The organism is Kosakonia cowanii JCM 10956 = DSM 18146 (genome assembly GCF_001975225.1).
GTDB classification, from domain to species: Bacteria; Pseudomonadota; Gammaproteobacteria; order Enterobacterales; family Enterobacteriaceae; genus Kosakonia; species Kosakonia cowanii.
This window is the reverse complement of sequence record NZ_CP019445.1, coordinates 2,358,320-2,373,862: the sequence shown is the minus strand read 5'-3', so window position 1 is coordinate 2,373,862 and position 15,543 is coordinate 2,358,320. Positions and strand designations below refer to the sequence as shown.

Here is a 15,543-nt window from a genome sequence, read left to right as displayed (position 1 = left end):
GGTTAACCGCCGGAAGGGTTATTCAATGGGCAAAGCCGTGGTGTATTTTATCTGTTCCATGGCGAAGCTGGAGGTGACATCCGAAAGCCCCGGCACGCTGTTGACCAGCTTCTTATAGAAGTCATCGTAGCGTTTCATATCCGCCACCTGGACGCGCAGCAGGTAATCGTACTCGCCAGCCATACGCCAAAAGCCTAGCACTTCCGGGAGCTGTGTCACTTCGCTAACGAAGCGGTTATACCAGTCGCTGCTGTGATGCTGGGTTTTGATCAGCACAAATGCCGTCAGCCCCAGCCCGAGCTTTTCCGCATCCAGCACCGCCACGCGGCGCAGTAAGATACCGTCATCTTCCAGTTTTTTCAGCCGTTTCCAGCATGGAGTGGTGGTCAGATTAACGGCATCAGCCAGCGCCTGCAAAGAGAGCGAACAATCCTGCTGCAACAGTGCGAGCAGCTTACGGTCAATTTTATCTAACATCCCCTACTCCGTTAGAAAATTTTTCTCTAAATAGTCTATCGAAAAGGCGAAATGGCAACCTTTTTTTCTTCACCTTTCGCTAGACTGGGCACAAAATGACAAACGGAACAGCATCATGAACAACAGCTGGGTCAAATACGCGATTAATGAAATCAATGCCGACGCGCAGCGCTCTGCGGATACCCACCTTATCCGCCTGACGCTGACGGGTTTTCCGGGTATCAACCTCTATTTAAAAGATGAAAGCACGCACCCCACCGGCAGCCTGAAGCACCGCCTTGCGCGCTCGCTGTTTCTCTACGGCTTGTGCAATGGCTGGATCAAGGAAGGCACCACGATTATTGAAGCCTCGTCCGGTTCGACCGCCATCTCAGAGGCGTGGTTTGCGCGCCTGCTCGGGCTACCCTTTATCGCCGTGATGCCTTACTGCACGGCGAAACGCAAAGTGGAGCAGATCGAGTTTTACGGCGGCCGCTGCCACTTTGTCGACAGCGCCTGCGAGATCTACGCCGAATCCGAGCGGCTGGCGAAAGAGCTGAACGGCCACTATATGGATCAGTTCACCTTCGCCGAGCGCGCAACGGACTGGCGCGGCAATAACAACATTGCCGACAGCATTTTCCGCCAGATGAAAAATGAGCCGCATCCGGTGCCGGAAGCGATTGTGATGAGCGCCGGAACGGGCGGCACCTCGGCAACCATTGGCCGCTATATTCGCTGCCAGGGTTATGACACGCGCCTGGTGGTGGTTGACCCGGAGAACTCCGTCTTTTTTGATTACTGGCAGCAGCGCGACAGCACGCTGCGCAGCCCGATCGGCAGCAAAATCGAAGGCATTGGCCGCCCGCGCGTTGAGCCGTCTTTTATTGCCGATGTGGTCGATGAGATGCTGCGCGTGCCGGATGCCGCCAGCGTTGCCACCGCCCAGTGGCTGGAGACGCAGCTTGGCCGCAAAGTGGGCGCGTCTACCGGTACCAATATGTGGGGCGCGTTACAGCTTGCGGCGCAGATGCGCAACGAAGGGCGCCATGGCTCAATCGTTACCCTGCTGTGCGACAGCGGCGAGCGCTATCTTGAAACCTACTACAACCCGCAATGGGTGGCGGCGAATCTCGGCGATATCGAACCGTGGAAAGCGCAGATCGCCCTGCTTACCTCACCGCAATAGCGCGAAGGCAATAGCGACGGGCAAAAAAAAGCCGGGTTTTATTAATAAAACCCGGCTTGCTGGCAATATCTTTTCATTCGGGGGAATAAGGAAGATGTGGAGTGTCCAGCCAGTGTGTCAAAAAGTGCGACACCGCCTGATTACGGCAGTGCCCGATAACCGGTAAATGCGGCAGCGCCGCGCGCAGTTGCGGCATGGCGTTGCCCATGATCATGCCGTAGCCGACGCTCTCTAACATCTCTCTGTCATTCATCGCATCGCCAAACGCCATACACTCTTGCAGCGTCAATCCTAACGAGGCGCTGAGTACTTCCAGCGCGGCGCCTTTGTTGCAGCCGACCGGCAGAACCTCAAGACAGTCCATCGCCGCAAAGCAGATATGCGCCTGCGCGCCAATCTGCTCATCAAGTTGCTGTTGCAAGCGGCAGAGATCGTCGTGATCGCCGACAAAACTGATCTTGGCAACGTCACAGGCGGGCAGGCGTTTAAGATCGGTGATCTGATAGCTAAAGTCGCTGAAGAGATGCGCCTGCAGCGCCTCCGGCATCGGCTTGTCCGTGAGCCAGCCGGAATCATTAAACACATGCAGCGAAGCATCGGTCTCCCAGCGGCCGTGCAGCACGCGCTCGACCACCTGCGGGGAGAGATCCTGGCGATGGAGTAGCTCGCCCTCTATGGAGTGGATGCGCGTGCCGTTGCCGGTGATGAGAAAAGCATCCAGCCCGATATGCTGCACAACGCGCTGCATCTCCAGCGCGTGCCGACCGGTGGCGAAGGCCAGCGTAATTTCCCGTTCATGTAAACGTCGTAGCGCCGCCAGCGTTTGATCGCCCAAACGATGGTCGGGCATAAGCAGGGTGCCGTCCATATCAAAAGCGGCCAGACGCGCCATGATCTACTCTCCAGTTCTGATGCCGTTAGGTTGTGTTTCAGTATTGCGTGAGATATACGGAAGTAATAGTGAATAGATAGGAATTATTGTTCCGGGTTATGAGATTACTTAACCGCCTTAACCAATTTCAGCGCCTCTGGTCACCCTCTGCCGGTGAGGATCAGGCGGTAAGCATTAGCGAGCTGGCTCTGCGCTGCTACTGCAGCGAACGCCATATGCGCACCCTGCTGCGCCAGATGCAGGCCGCCGGTTGGTTAACGTGGCAGGCGCAGTCCGGGCGCGGTAAACGCGGCGCGCTGCATTTCTGCGTCACGCCGGAGCGACTGCGGCGCGAGATGCTGGAGCAGGCACTGACGGCCGGGCAGCAGCACAATGCGCTGGCGCTCGCTGAACTTGATCCTGCGGATCTGCGTGCGCTGCTCAACCCCTATCTCGGCGGGCTGTGGCAGAACGAGACGCCGACGCTGCGCATTCCTTACTACCGCCCGCTGGAGCCGCTGGCGCCAGGCTTTCTCGCTGGCCGCGCGGAGCAGCACCTTGCCGGGCAGATCTTTAGCGGGCTGACACGCTTTATCAGCCGCAGCGCGTTGCCGCAGAGCGACCTGGCGCACCACTGGGAGAGCAGCGAGGATGGCCTGTGCTGGCGTTTTCACCTTCACGCTACCCTGCACTGGCACAATGGCGATACGGTCACCGCCACGCAGTTGCATCAGCAGCTTGTCGCCCTGCTTGAGTTGCCGGCGCTACGGACGCTTTTCGCCAGCGTTGAGCGCATTACGCTCACCCATCCGTGGTGCATTACCTTTCAGTTGCATCGTCCCGATTACTGGCTGGCGCACCGGCTGGCGAGCTACGGCAGCCGCCTCGCGCACCCCGCTCATCCGCAGATTGGCACCGGGCCGTTTCGCCTTGTCGCCTTCAGCGATGAACTGGTGCGCCTTGAGAGCCACGACCACTACCATTTAGGCCACCCGCTGCTGAAAGCGGTTGAGTACTGGATTGCGCCGCAGCTTTTTGATGAGGATTTAGGCACCAGCTGCCGCCATCCGGTGCAGATTGCCATCGGCGAGCCGGAGGAGTTGCGCCACTTGCAACCGGTGAGTAACAGCATCAGCCTCGGTTTTTGCTATCTCGCCCTGCGCCCCGGCGCGCGGCTAAGCCCGGCGCAGGCGCGCCGTCTGGTGCAGATTATTCATCACACCTCGCTTTTGCAGACGCTGCCGCTGGATGAGGGGCTGATTACCCCGAGCCGGGAGTTACTGCCCGGCTGGCATATTCCCGGCTGGCCTGAAGAAAACGTCGCCTTGCCGGCGAAACTAACGCTTATCTACCACCTGCCGGTGGAGTTGCACACCATGGCGCAGCAGCTGAAAGCCTCTCTGGGCATGCTCGGCTGCGAGCTGACGGTAATTTTTCACGACGGTAAACGCTGGGAAGGGTGTCGCGAACTGGCGGCGGCGGATCTGGTGATGGGCGACAGGCTGATTGGCGAAGCGCCGGAGTACACCCTTGAGCAGTGGCTGCGCTGCGATCCGCTGTGGCCGAACCTGCTCGGCAGCGCGCCGTTCGCGCATCTGCAGGCGACGCTGGATGCGGTGCAGCGCCAGGCCGACGAGCGGGCGCGTATTGCGGCGTTAAAAGCGCTCTTTGACAGGTTGATGGACGAGGCGCTGCTGACGCCGCTCTTTAATTACCACTACCGCATTAGCGCGCCGCCGGGCGTTGAGGGGATCGAGGTCAATCGCCGCGGCTGGTTTGAGTTTACCGAGGCGTGGCTTCCGGCCCCGTCGCCGTGAAGAAGCTGGTCGCTGCCTGGCTCACGCGCTACCATACCTTTTTTGTGTAAATGTCAGGAATAATTATGAAACGTGCCGTTGTCGTCTTCAGTGGCGGACAAGACTCCACGACCTGCCTGGTGCAGGCGTTACAGCAGTATGATGAAGTCCATTGCGTGACGTTTGATTATGGGCAGCGCCATCGCGCTGAGATCGACGTCGCACGCGAACTGGCGCAAAAGCTGGGCGCACGGGCGCATAAAGTGCTGGATGTGACGCTGCTTAACGAACTGGCCGTGAGCAGCCTGACGCGCGACAGCATTCCGGTGCCGGATTATGAAGAGAACGCGGACGGTATTCCGAACACCTTTGTTCCCGGGCGCAATATCCTCTTTCTGACGCTGGCGGCGGTATACGCTTACCAGGTGCAGGCAGAAGCGGTGATTACCGGCGTGTGTGAGACCGATTTCTCCGGCTACCCGGACTGCCGCGACGAGTTTGTGAAGGCGCTTAACCACGCGGTTAGCCTCGGTCTGGCGAAGGATATTCTTTTTGAAACACCGCTAATGTGGATCGATAAAGCCCAAACCTGGGCGCTGGCGGATTACTGGGGCGCGCTCGATATGGTGCGCAGCGAAACCCTGACCTGCTACAACGGCATCAAAGGGGATGGTTGCGGCCACTGCGCGGCGTGTCATTTACGCGCCAACGGGTTGCAGCAGTACCTTGCCGATAAAGCCTCAGTTATGAGCTCAATGAAAGCAAAAACCGGATTGAAATAAGCCGGGCCAATAAACCCGCACCAATCCAGTAGGCCGGATAAGCGGTACGCGCCATCCGGCGTTATCACCGCGGCACCATTGCCGGATGGCGGCTTCGCCTTATCCGGCCTACCAAAACGTAGTTCCAGCGATACCGTCTTTGCTTTTATGTGCAATATGACAGCGAGGGGGTTGTGTCCCCGCTGAAATCGGCGAACCGAAGCGTGAATGACAAGGTCTGGACGCCATGGATGGCGGACAGAGGCGAACCGAGACATGGACGAGTTCCAGAATGGAACGAGTAAGTCGAGTCGAGCCGGCCGCAGTCAGGCACGCGGGAGGTGAGCGCAGTGCGCAGCACCGATTTCCTCGCGGGGCCGCGGGGATTGACAAGGGGAGCGCGGCCGCTCCCCTTGTCCCGTTCACCGCATAAGAGATTAATGAAACTCCCGAACGCATGGTGAACGGAACAATACCACCAAAGCCACATGCAAACGCCATTGCCGGATGGCGGCTCCGCCTTATCCGGCCTACGCCTGACAATTCGGCATGGGCACCGTGAAACATGCCGGATGGCGCATAAATGCTTATCCGGCCTACGCGGTTTCAGCGATTCCAGCGCACCTAATCCCGCTCCCCGATCATTATCTCCAGCTTCTCCCGCAACTCCCCCTCCAGCGCCAGCGCTTTCTGGGTTTTCAGATCGATGCAGACAAAAGTCACCAGCGCATCGGCAACAACCTGCCCTTCCGGCTCTAATGTCACCACCTGACTTAACACGCCGCTTTTGCCATTAATCTGCTGGACATGGCTGGTGACCGTCAGCAGGTCGCCGAGCACCGCCGGACGGCGATAGTTGATATTGATGTTAACCACCACAAAAGCGATGTTGTGGACGGTCATCCATTGAAAACTCTCGTGATGCTCCAGCCCATCCCAGCGCGCTTCCTCAAGAAATTCGAGATAGCGGGCGTTGTTTACATGCTGGTAGACATCAAGGTGGAATCCACGAACTTTTATTTGGGTCTGCATAGCGCGTTAACCTTTACTGTTTATAGTTATAGAGACAGAGGTCATACTGGTATGACCTCCTAATTCTGGCAAAAATTAGCGACTACGCAAGCAGCTTACAGTTTCAGGTTTACCAGATTACGCTCCACCAGCTTGCCGCCCATGCCCGGCACCTGTTTTAAATCCTCAACGCTCTTAAACGGCCCATACTCTTCGCGATAGCTGACGATCGCCTGCGCCTTCTTAAGGCCAACGCCCTTCAGCGCCTTTGATAACTCTTCCGCCGTCGCGCTGTTGATGCTGACTTTAACGCCCTCTTCTTCTTCCTGCGCGGGCTTTGCCGCCTCCTGCCCTTTGGTGTGGGAAGCCGGTGCCGCGGCGTGTGCCGCCGGTGGTTTTGCACCGCTTGCGGGCACGGCAAGCGTGGCAGAACTGAATGCCGCACACATAAACGCCAGGGGCAGTAAAAGGGATTTGACTCCATGTTTCATGCTGTTATCTCCGTTGTGTTAACTCGCAGCGGAGCATAACCAGGGCAGAAAATGTCTACAAAGGGCAAACAGCAGAAATGGAAAAGGCCGCGAAAGCGGCCTTTATGTATTGCAGAGCGTTACCTTTTTTTGGGAGAAGCTTCCCGTTACTGCTGCTGTTCTGAGGTATCGCCCAGTTTGATTTTGGCTTCTTTACGCAGGTTGCTCATCAGCGCTTCAAAGGCGATTTGCGCGTTATTCTGCGTCACGCCCTGCATCATCGCTTTCTTCTGCGCTTCCGGCATTTCGCCTGCTTTCACTTCGTCCAGCGCTATGATCACAACATTACGCTGCTGATCGGTGGTGCTGCCGTAGGAGGGTTTATCCTTCGCCGGCAGTGGCAGGTTAAAGGCGGCGGTTGCAACCGGATCCTGTCCGAGGCGCGCCAGAGTTTTCGCTTCGCCGAAGCTCAGACCAGCGGCTTTCATCGCGTCGTCGCCTTTGCCCGCTTTCAGCGCTTCAACCAGTTTGTCGGCATCCAGCTTCGCCTGCTGCTCAGCTTTATCATGCTTAACGATATCCGTGACCTGCGCTTTCACTTCCGCCAGCGGCTTAATCGCTTCCGCTTTATGGTCGGTAACACGCAATACGAACGCGCGATCGCCATCAACGGTGATGATATCGGAGTTGTTGCCAGGCGAGCCGTTCTGACCTACCAGACCGCCGTTGAAAATCGCATCGCTCACCGGTTTGAAGTTCAGCTCTTCCGGCAGGTTGTCGCGGGTAAACCACTCGGTCTGCACCGCTTTGGTACCTGAAACCTGTTCAGCACCGGCCAGAGATTCGTTATCGTTAGTTGCCGCTTCGCTCACTTTACGCTGCAGCGCGAACCAGGCATCCAGCGCATTTTCATGCTTCACTTTCGCCGCCAGTTCATCGCGTACTTCGTTCAGCGGTTTGACAACGGCAGGCTGAATATCATCCAGACGCGCCACCAGGTAGCCAACGGAGGATTTAATCGGGCCTGAGAGCTGGCCTTTCTCTTTCAGACCGGCGTTTTTCAGTTCGTCCGGGGTGGTGGACTCTTCCAGCCAGCCCATGTCACCGCCGTTACGGGCAGAGATGATGTCGGCGGATTTCGCCTTCGCCAGGGCAGCAAAGTCAGCGCCTTTTTTCAGCTCGTCGATCACCGCTTTCGCTTCATCTTCCGTTTTGGTCTGGATGACGCTGTAACGATTACGCTGCGGCTGAGTGAACTGATCCTTATGCTCGTCGTAGTAAGCCTGAATCTGTGCGTCGGTGGCGTTTTCCTGCATCGCTGCCGCATCAAGCTTGATGTAGCTTACGCGGAACTGCTCCGGCGCAATAAAACGGCTCTTGTTCTGGTCGTAATAGCTGGCGATCTCGTCATCGCTGACCGTCTGTTTTGCTGCCAGCGCGTTCACATCAATCACCGCCTGGCGCACGACGCGCTGCTGGGATACCAGCGCCGCCAGCTCGTCGGTCTCGCCTTTGAGCATAAAATCGGTGCCGGCAACGGCGTTGATCAGTTGCTGAGAGATAAGCTGGTTGCGCAGCGCCTGCGCGTATTGATCGGCGCTCATGCCCATACGGTTAACGAGGGCGTTGAAGCGGTTATTATCGAACTTGCCGTCAGACTTGAAAGCATCGGTAGAGAAGATAGCGTTTTTGACCTGCTCATCGCTGATATCGAGGCCAAGCTTCTTCGCGTATTGATCCAGCAAAGCTTCATCAATCATGCGATTGAGCACCTGCTGGCGTACGGATTTCATGTAGTTTTCGTTTGCGGCCAGCTCCGAGAACTGGTCACCCAGCTTCTCCGCCATACGGTTGCGTTCGCTGGTTACCGCATTTTCAAACTGCGCACGGCCAATTTCCTGGCCATTAACTTTTGCGGCGTAATTATTGTTACCGCCAATCAGGTAGTTACCCACGCCAGTCAAAATGAATGACACGATAATCAAACCCAGAATGATCTTGAGCACGACGTGATTCGCCGCCGCGCGTAAATTGTCCATCATGGTGTAACAACACTCCGCTGTAGGTGACTGTAGATCTCAGGCAGCGCACGAGGCCCGCTGCATGTAAGCGCGTATTTTGACAAGAAAACGGTGCAATTGTTAGCCCGCATCGCGCATAAACTCGCAGAAATTGATTTTGCGAAAATAAAAAAGGCACACCTCGCGATGTGCCCTTGTATGTTGCCACCCTCCCCGCGTGGGGAAAGTCCTTAGTTCACGGCGTCTTTCAGCGCTTTACCTGCGCGGAAGCCAGGGACTTTGGCAGCAGCAATAGTAATCTCTTTGCCGGTTTGCGGGTTGCGGCCAGTACGGGCAGCGCGCTCTTTAACCGCAAAAGTACCGAAACCAACCAGTGCTACGTCGTCCCCGGATTGCAAAGATTCAGTAACAGAAGCAATTAACGCATCTAACGCGCGTCCGGCGGCAGCTTTAGAAATGTCAGCGCCAGCGGCAATCTTGTCTATCAGTTGAGATTTATTCACTCTTCTCTTCCTCTCTTTATATTTTATATCGCACCACATCCTTCGCAGTGCGACCGCGCAGCAGTTATAACAGGCCTGTCATGCCCTTACAACATCAGTTGATGATGACATAGCCGACCAGCAATCTAAATTAGCTATACAAAAAAAGACTGGCAAGTGCGAAATCACTCACCAGCCTTATATTTCTCTACGCACTTTGCGCGAGGTCACTATTTTGCAGTGGCGACCTGCATGCCAAACGGCGCATTCTGCAAGGCAAGCGTCAGCACTTCTTCAATACGTTTCACCGGATGGATATCCAGATCGGCAATGACGTTTTCCGGAATTTCTTCCAAATCGCGTTTATTTTCGTAAGGAATCAGCACGGTTTTGATGCCGCCGCGATGCGCTGCCAGCAGTTTCTCTTTCAGACCGCCAATCGGCAGTACCTGGCCGCGCAGGGTGATCTCACCCGTCATCGCAACGTCGGCGCGAACCGGGTTACCGGTCAGGCAGGAGACCAGCGCGGTGCACATGGCGATACCGGCGCTCGGACCATCTTTCGGCGTCGCACCTTCCGGCACGTGCACGTGGATGTCGCGTTTTTCGTAGAAGTCGCCGTTGATACCCAGCTTCTCTGCGCGCGCGCGCACCACGGTCAATGCAGCCTGGATAGACTCCTGCATCACTTCACCCAGCGAACCGGTGTAAGTGAGCTTGCCTTTACCCGGCACGCAGGCGGTTTCGATGGTCAGCAGATCGCCGCCCACTTCAGTCCACGCCAGACCGGTTACCTGGCCTACACGGTTTTCATCATCCGCACGACCGTAGTCGTAGCGCTGAACGCCGAGATAGTCATTCAGGTTATCGCCATTGATCTCGATATGCTTCAGGGACGGATCCAGCAGCAGCTGTTTCACCGCCTTGCGGCACAGTTTCGAGATTTCACGCTCCAGGCCACGCACGCCCGCTTCGCGAGTGTAGTAGCGAATAATACCGACGATCGCACTGTCATCAACCGTCAGTTCGTTCGGTTTCAGCGCGTTACGCTCAATCTGCTTGGTCAGCAGGTGGCGTTTGGCAATGTTCAGCTTCTCATCTTCGGTGTAACCGGAGAGGCGAATCACTTCCATACGGTCCAGCAGCGGTGCCGGAATGTTCATGGAGTTAGACGTGGCGACAAACATCACGTCGCTCAGATCGTAATCCACTTCCAGGTAGTGATCGCTGAACGCCACGTTCTGCTCAGGATCGAGCACTTCCAGCAGCGCAGAAGCGGGATCGCCACGCATGTCGGAAGACATTTTGTCGATCTCATCCAGCAGGAAAAGCGGGTTTTTAACGCCAACTTTTGCCATTTTCTGGATCAGTTTACCCGGCATAGAACCGATGTAAGTGCGGCGGTGACCACGGATTTCTGCTTCATCACGCACGCCGCCCAGCGCCATACGGATATATTTACGGCCGGTCGCTTTCGCGATGGATTGACCGAGCGAGGTTTTACCTACCCCCGGCGGCCCGACCAGGCAGAGAATCGGCCCTTTGAGTTTGTTCATACGGCTTTGAACCGCAAGATACTCAAGGATGCGGTCTTTGACGCGCTCTAAGCCGTAGTGGTCGGTATCCAGCACTTCCTGCGCCTGGCGAAGATCTTTTTTGACCTTGCTGCGCGCATTCCACGGAACCTGCACCATCCACTCGATATAGCCGCGTACCACGGTTGCTTCCGCAGACATCGGCGACATCATTTTCAGCTTCTGCAGCTCGGACTCGGCCTTCTCTTTGGCCTCTTTCGGCATTTTCGCCGCGTCGATTTTACGCTTCAGCGCTTCGTTTTCGTCCGGCGCGTCATCCATCTCGCCGAGCTCTTTCTGGATGGCCTTCATCTGCTCATTCAGATAGTACTCGCGCTGGGATTTCTCCATCTGCTTTTTCACGCGGTTGCGAATGCGTTTCTCAACCTGCAGCAGATCGATCTCCGACTCCATCATCGCCATCAGATACTCAAGACGTTCGTTGATGTCGGACATCTCCAGCACCGACTGCTTGTCAGCCAGCTTCAGCGGCATATGCGCAGCAATGGTGTCAGCCAGACGTGCAGGATCGTCGATGCTGTTCAGCGACGTCAGCACTTCCGGCGGAATTTTTTTGTTGAGCTTGATATAGCCTTCGAACTGGCTGATCGCGGTACGTACCAGCACTTCCTGCTCGCGCTCATCAATGGCCGGCGAGTCCAGGTACTCCGCTTTCGCAGAGAAGTGCTCGCCGTTATCGGCAAGCGAAGTAATGCGCGCGCGCTGAAGCCCCTCGACCAGCACTTTTACAGTGCCATCAGGCAGTTTCAACATTTGCAGAATAGACGCCACGGTCCCGACGGTGAAAAGATCGTTTACACCCGGCTCATCCGTTGACGCTTCTTTCTGCGCAACCAGCATGATTTTTTTATCATGATCCATGGCTGCTTCAAGACAACGGATTGATTTTTCCCGCCCCACAAATAACGGGATGACCATGTGCGGATAAACCACCACATCGCGCAACGGCAATACGGGGATTTCAATGCGTTCAGAACGCTCAGGATTCATAGAGCTCTCTCTTAGTTTAAAGTCCGCCAGGTAATCAAGGTGACGTGACTGTGCCACACGCACCATTAACATGTAATGGAGTATATGGGGATGTTTCCCACACATTCAACGCCGGGAAGTCGGAAAAATAAAAGGGGAGATAAAATCCCCCCTTTTTGATTAACTGACTGTATGAATTGACGAATTATTCGCCAGATGCCTGCTGCGCTTCCGGCTTGCCGTAAATCAGCAGCGGCTTGGTTTGCCCTTCGATTACCGACTCATCAATCACCACTTTCTCGACGTCTTCCAGAGACGGCAGATCGTACATGGTGTCGAGCAGCGCGGCTTCTACGATAGAGCGCAGACCACGGGCGCCGGTTTTGCGGCTCATCGCTTTCTTGGCGATAGCGTTCAGCGCTTCGTCGCGGAACTCCAGATCGACGCCTTCCAGATTAAACAGCGCCTGATACTGCTTAGTCAGGGCGTTTTTAGGCTCTTTAAGGATCTGGATCAGCGCTTCTTCGCTCAGCTCGTTCAGCGTAGCGACAACCGGCAGACGACCGATGAACTCCGGGATCAGACCAAACTTGATCAAATCTTCCGGTTCAACCTGCGCCAGCAGCTCGCCCTCTTTCGCTTTTTCGGATTTTCCTTTCACCGTTGCGCCAAAACCGATGCCGGAGCCGGTTTCCACACGGTGAGAGATCACCTTATCGAGGCCGGCGAAAGCACCACCGCAGATAAAGAGGATTTTGGAGGTATCAACCTGCAAAAACTCCTGCTGCGGATGCTTACGACCGCCCTGCGGCGGAACCGCAGCAACGGTACCTTCGATCAGCTTCAGCAGCGCCTGCTGTACGCCTTCGCCCGATACGTCACGGGTGATTGACGGGTTGTCTGACTTACGGGAGATCTTATCGATCTCATCAATGTAGACGATGCCGCGCTGGGCTTTCTGCACATCGTAGTCACACTTCTGCAGCAGCTTCTGAATGATGTTTTCCACATCTTCACCAACGTAGCCCGCTTCAGTAAGCGTGGTGGCATCCGCCATGGTGAACGGTACATCAAGCAGGCGCGCCAGCGTTTCCGCCAGCAGCGTTTTACCGGAACCGGTCGGCCCGATCAGCAGAATGTTACTTTTGCCCAGTTCAACACCGTTGCTGGTGTCGCCGTTGCGCAGGCGTTTGTAGTGGTTGTAAACCGCCACCGCCAGCACCTTTTTCGCCTGCTCCTGACCGATAACATAGTCATCGAGATGGTGGCGGATTTCATGCGGCGTCGGCAGTGCGCTGCGCTCGCGGTGCGGCGCAACTTCTTTAATCTCTTCGCGAATAATGTCGTTACACAGATCCACACATTCGTCGCAGATATACACGGACGGTCCGGCGATCAGTTTACGCACTTCATGCTGGCTTTTGCCGCAAAAAGAGCAGTACAACAGTTTGCCCGAACCATCTTTGCGTTTATCTGTCATGAGTAAAACCTCTTTTCTGTTCTTTGCGCCACACGACGACGCAAATGCCATTCCAGGCGCAAAACGTTACTCAGGCATTACGCCGCTTGCACTGGAAAGTATAGCGGCCAATGCGGACTGAGCATTAGTTACGATGGGTCAAAATTGAGTCAACCAGCCCGTAATCAACTGCTTCTTGCGCGGCAAGGAAGCGGTCACGCTCGGTATCACGCTCAATTTGTTCTAAGGATTGACCCGTGTGATGCGCCATAAGTTCATTCATGCGCCCTTTCACTTTCAGGATCTCACGCGCGTGGATTTCGATATCCGTCGCCTGACCCTGATAGCCGCCCAGCGGCTGATGGATCATCACGCGTGAATTCGGCAGGCAGAAGCGCTTGCCTTTTGCGCCAGCCGTCAGCAGGAATGCGCCCATTGACGCGGCCTGGCCCATACAGATGGTGCTGACGTCCGGTTTAATAAATTGCATGGTGTCATAAATAGACATACCTGCCGTGATCACGCCGCCCGGAGAGTTAATGTAGAGATAGATATCTTTTTCCGGGTTCTCTGCTTCGAGAAACAGCATTTGCGCCACGATCAGGTTGGCCATATGGTCTTCGACCTGACCGGTCAGGAAAATTACGCGTTCCTTGAGAAGACGGGAGTAAATATCGAAAGAGCGCTCACCGCGGGAGGTCTGTTCAATAACCATTGGCACCAGGGCCATATGGGGTGCAAAGTTGTCTCGTTCGCCGCTGTATGACATTTCCGTCTCCTGGATAAAAAATTAACAAACTTGCTGCACTGATTGTACTTGAGTGAAAGAGGTCTGACTACGACCCCTCACGGACGGATTATCAGCCAGAGTCTTTCCTGCCACCCTCTTTAGTGGGGATGACCACGCATGTTTTCAAGCATAACAATCTTTTGCTGTTACGCTAACCCTGAAACACGCTTTTAGCACAGTTCTGATAAAGCCAATACGATAAAAAAAGCCCGCCACCAGCAAGCAGGTGACGGGCTTATTACTTTTAGCTATCGCAGAAAACGATTAAGCCTGTTGGTTCATCAGCTCGCTGAAGGAGGTTGCTTTCTCCGTCACTTTCGCTTTTTCCAGAACCGCTTCAACCGCTTGTTCTTCCAGCGCGACGTTACGCATGTTGTCCATCAGCTCTTTGTTTTTGCTGTAGAACTCGATCACTTCTTTCGGATCTTCATACGCAGAAGCCATCTCTTCGATCAGGCCTTTAACGCGCTCTTCGTCAGCTTTCAGCTCGTGGGTACGAATCACTTCGCCCAGCAGCAGACCAACGACAACGCGGCGTTTAGCCTGCTCTTCGAACAGCTCACGCGGCAGTTCCAGAGCCTGTTTCTCGTTGCCACCGAAACGCTGAGCAGCCTGGCGACGCAGAACGTCGATTTCGCTGTCGATCAGTGCAGCCGGTACGTCGATGTTGTTGGCGTTAACCAGACCGTCGATCGCCTGAGATTTAACACGGTTACGCACGGCGCCTTTCAGCTCGCGTTCCATGTTTTTGCGTACTTCTGCGCGCAGACCGTCCATAGAACCATCTTCAACGCCGAAACGTTTGATGAACTCTTCGGTCAGTTCCGGCAGCTCACGCTCTTCAACTTTCTTCAGGTTAATAACGAACTTCGCCGCTTTACCTTTCAGATTTTCCGCGTGGTACTCTTCCGGGAAGGTCACGTCGATGGTGAACTCTTCGCCCGCTTTGTGGCCTTTGATGCCCTCTTCAAAGCCCGGGATCATACGACCCTGACCCATCGCCAGTACGAAATCGGTCGCTTTGCCGCCTTCGAACTCTTCACCGTCAACAGAACCGGTGAAATCAACAGTTACACGGTCTTCTGCATCTGCAGCGCCATCTTTCTCTTTCCAGTCTGCCTGCTGCTTACGCAGGGTATCCAGCATGGTGTCAACGTCGGCATCGGTCACTTCAACGAGCGGTTTTTCAACTTCGATGGTGTCCAGCGCTTTCAGTTCAACTTCCGGATAGACTTCGAATTCAACAGAGTAGGTGAAGTCTTCGCCCAGTTTGTATTCGCCCGGAACATAGTTCGGTGCGCCAGCCGGGTTGATTTTTTCCTGGATGATCGCGTCGATGAAGTTGCGGCTCATCAGGTCGCCCAGCACGTCCTGGCGAACAGAGGCGCCGTAACGCTGAGCAACAACGGTCATCGGGACTTTACCCTTACGGAAACCGTCAATACGTACTTTCTTCGCTACGTTGACCAGCTCGCTCTTCACAGCGGTCTCGATGCTGTCAGCAGCGATTGTAATCGTTACACGGCGCCCAAGGCCCTGAGTGGTCTCAACTGAAACTTGCATCTTGTTACCTCAAAAAATCACAGTGCTCGGTCAACTCTACCCTGCGCAGCAAACCTCTCGCTTTGCAGAACCGGGATGCTCTCTCAAATCAGATATACATTCCCTGTCGT

The 15,543-nt window shown here is 55.3% G+C and carries 13 protein-coding genes; 3 read left to right on the top strand and 10 right to left on the bottom strand.

Going from position 1 to position 15,543, the window contains the following annotated elements; genetic code table 11:
- Positions 1-18: 18 nt before the first annotated feature.
- Positions 19-477 (bottom strand): Lrp/AsnC family transcriptional regulator, encoded by a 459-nt coding sequence (locus BWI95_RS11160; protein WP_023478271.1) that lies wholly within the window; start codon positions 475-477, stop codon positions 19-21.
- Between the two features lie 115 nt (positions 478-592).
- Between BWI95_RS11160 and BWI95_RS11155 the strand changes: the two genes are divergently transcribed.
- The gene (locus tag BWI95_RS11155; RefSeq protein ID WP_076769482.1) at positions 593-1,645 is read left to right on the top strand and encodes a PLP-dependent cysteine synthase family protein; all 1,053 of its coding nucleotides are present in this window, start codon (positions 593-595) and stop codon (positions 1,643-1,645) included.
- A 73-nt stretch (positions 1,646-1,718) separates the two neighbouring features.
- Here BWI95_RS11155 and cof read toward each other — a convergent pair whose 3' ends face one another.
- Positions 1,719-2,537, bottom strand: coding sequence for an HMP-PP phosphatase (gene cof / locus BWI95_RS11150; RefSeq protein ID WP_054804470.1), 819 nt, complete (start codon positions 2,535-2,537; stop codon positions 1,719-1,721).
- A gap of 98 nt (positions 2,538-2,635) precedes the next feature.
- On the opposite strand from cof, the gene BWI95_RS11145 reads away from it, so the two are divergent.
- Together BWI95_RS11145 and queC are read left to right on the top strand one after the other, a co-directional pair.
- Complete coding sequence (locus BWI95_RS11145) at positions 2,636-4,333, top strand: SgrR family transcriptional regulator (protein WP_076769481.1); 1,698 nt, start codon at positions 2,636-2,638, stop codon at positions 4,331-4,333.
- A gap of 65 nt (positions 4,334-4,398) precedes the next feature.
- Positions 4,399-5,094 (top strand): 7-cyano-7-deazaguanine synthase QueC, encoded by a 696-nt coding sequence (gene queC / locus BWI95_RS11140; protein ID WP_076769480.1) that lies wholly within the window; start codon positions 4,399-4,401, stop codon positions 5,092-5,094.
- A 603-nt stretch (positions 5,095-5,697) separates the two neighbouring features.
- Here the strand turns inward: queC and BWI95_RS11135 are convergent.
- The 8 genes from BWI95_RS11135 to tig all read right to left on the bottom strand — a co-directional run bounded on the left by BWI95_RS11135 (position 5,698) and on the right by tig (position 15,433).
- Positions 5,698-6,105: a YbgC/FadM family acyl-CoA thioesterase gene (locus BWI95_RS11135; protein WP_076769479.1), complete on the bottom strand. Its 408-nt coding sequence runs from the start codon at positions 6,103-6,105 to the stop codon at positions 5,698-5,700.
- Positions 6,106-6,200: 95 nt separating this feature from the next.
- Positions 6,201-6,575, bottom strand: coding sequence for a ComEA family DNA-binding protein (locus tag BWI95_RS11130; protein WP_054804407.1), 375 nt, complete (start codon positions 6,573-6,575; stop codon positions 6,201-6,203).
- A 146-nt stretch (positions 6,576-6,721) separates the two neighbouring features.
- Complete coding sequence (gene ppiD / locus BWI95_RS11125; protein WP_054804406.1) at positions 6,722-8,596, bottom strand: peptidylprolyl isomerase; 1,875 nt, start codon at positions 8,594-8,596, stop codon at positions 6,722-6,724.
- 209 nt (positions 8,597-8,805) lie between these two features.
- The gene (gene hupB / locus BWI95_RS11120; protein WP_010428111.1) at positions 8,806-9,078 is read right to left on the bottom strand and encodes a nucleoid-associated protein HU-beta; all 273 of its coding nucleotides are present in this window, start codon (positions 9,076-9,078) and stop codon (positions 8,806-8,808) included.
- A gap of 209 nt (positions 9,079-9,287) precedes the next feature.
- On the bottom strand, positions 9,288-11,642 hold the full coding sequence (lon, locus tag BWI95_RS11115) for an endopeptidase La (protein ID WP_023481941.1): 2,355 nt from the start codon (positions 11,640-11,642) through the stop codon (positions 9,288-9,290).
- Positions 11,643-11,826: 184 nt separating this feature from the next.
- Positions 11,827-13,101, bottom strand: coding sequence for an ATP-dependent protease ATP-binding subunit ClpX (clpX, locus tag BWI95_RS11110; protein WP_054804405.1), 1,275 nt, complete (start codon positions 13,099-13,101; stop codon positions 11,827-11,829).
- Positions 13,102-13,225: 124 nt separating this feature from the next.
- Complete coding sequence (gene clpP, locus BWI95_RS11105; protein ID WP_007373538.1) at positions 13,226-13,849, bottom strand: ATP-dependent Clp endopeptidase proteolytic subunit ClpP; 624 nt, start codon at positions 13,847-13,849, stop codon at positions 13,226-13,228.
- A 285-nt stretch (positions 13,850-14,134) separates the two neighbouring features.
- Complete coding sequence (gene tig / locus BWI95_RS11100) at positions 14,135-15,433, bottom strand: trigger factor (protein ID WP_023481893.1); 1,299 nt, start codon at positions 15,431-15,433, stop codon at positions 14,135-14,137.
- Between the last annotated feature and the right edge of the window lie 110 nt (positions 15,434-15,543).

Excerpts from the sequence above, each read along its gene's own strand:
- BWI95_RS11160 (WP_023478271.1), bottom strand. The coding sequence starts at position 477 with ATGTTAGATAAAATTGACCGTAAGCTGCTCGCACTGTTGCAGCAGGAT.
- BWI95_RS11155 (WP_076769482.1), top strand. The coding sequence starts at position 593 with ATGAACAACAGCTGGGTCAAATACGCGATTAATGAAATCAATGCCGAC.
- cof (WP_054804470.1), bottom strand. The coding sequence starts at position 2,537 with ATGGCGCGTCTGGCCGCTTTTGATATGGACGGCACCCTGCTTATGCCC.
- BWI95_RS11145 (WP_076769481.1), top strand. The coding sequence starts at position 2,636 with ATGAGATTACTTAACCGCCTTAACCAATTTCAGCGCCTCTGGTCACCC.
- queC (WP_076769480.1), top strand. The coding sequence starts at position 4,399 with ATGAAACGTGCCGTTGTCGTCTTCAGTGGCGGACAAGACTCCACGACC.
- BWI95_RS11135 (WP_076769479.1), bottom strand. The coding sequence starts at position 6,105 with ATGCAGACCCAAATAAAAGTTCGTGGATTCCACCTTGATGTCTACCAG.
- BWI95_RS11130 (WP_054804407.1), bottom strand. The coding sequence starts at position 6,575 with ATGAAACATGGAGTCAAATCCCTTTTACTGCCCCTGGCGTTTATGTGT.
- ppiD (WP_054804406.1), bottom strand. The coding sequence starts at position 8,596 with ATGATGGACAATTTACGCGCGGCGGCGAATCACGTCGTGCTCAAGATC.
- lon (WP_023481941.1), bottom strand. The coding sequence starts at position 11,642 with ATGAATCCTGAGCGTTCTGAACGCATTGAAATCCCCGTATTGCCGTTG.
- clpX (WP_054804405.1), bottom strand. The coding sequence starts at position 13,101 with ATGACAGATAAACGCAAAGATGGTTCGGGCAAACTGTTGTACTGCTCT.
- clpP (WP_007373538.1), bottom strand. The coding sequence starts at position 13,849 with ATGTCATACAGCGGCGAACGAGACAACTTTGCACCCCATATGGCCCTG.
- tig (WP_023481893.1), bottom strand. The coding sequence starts at position 15,433 with ATGCAAGTTTCAGTTGAGACCACTCAGGGCCTTGGGCGCCGTGTAACG.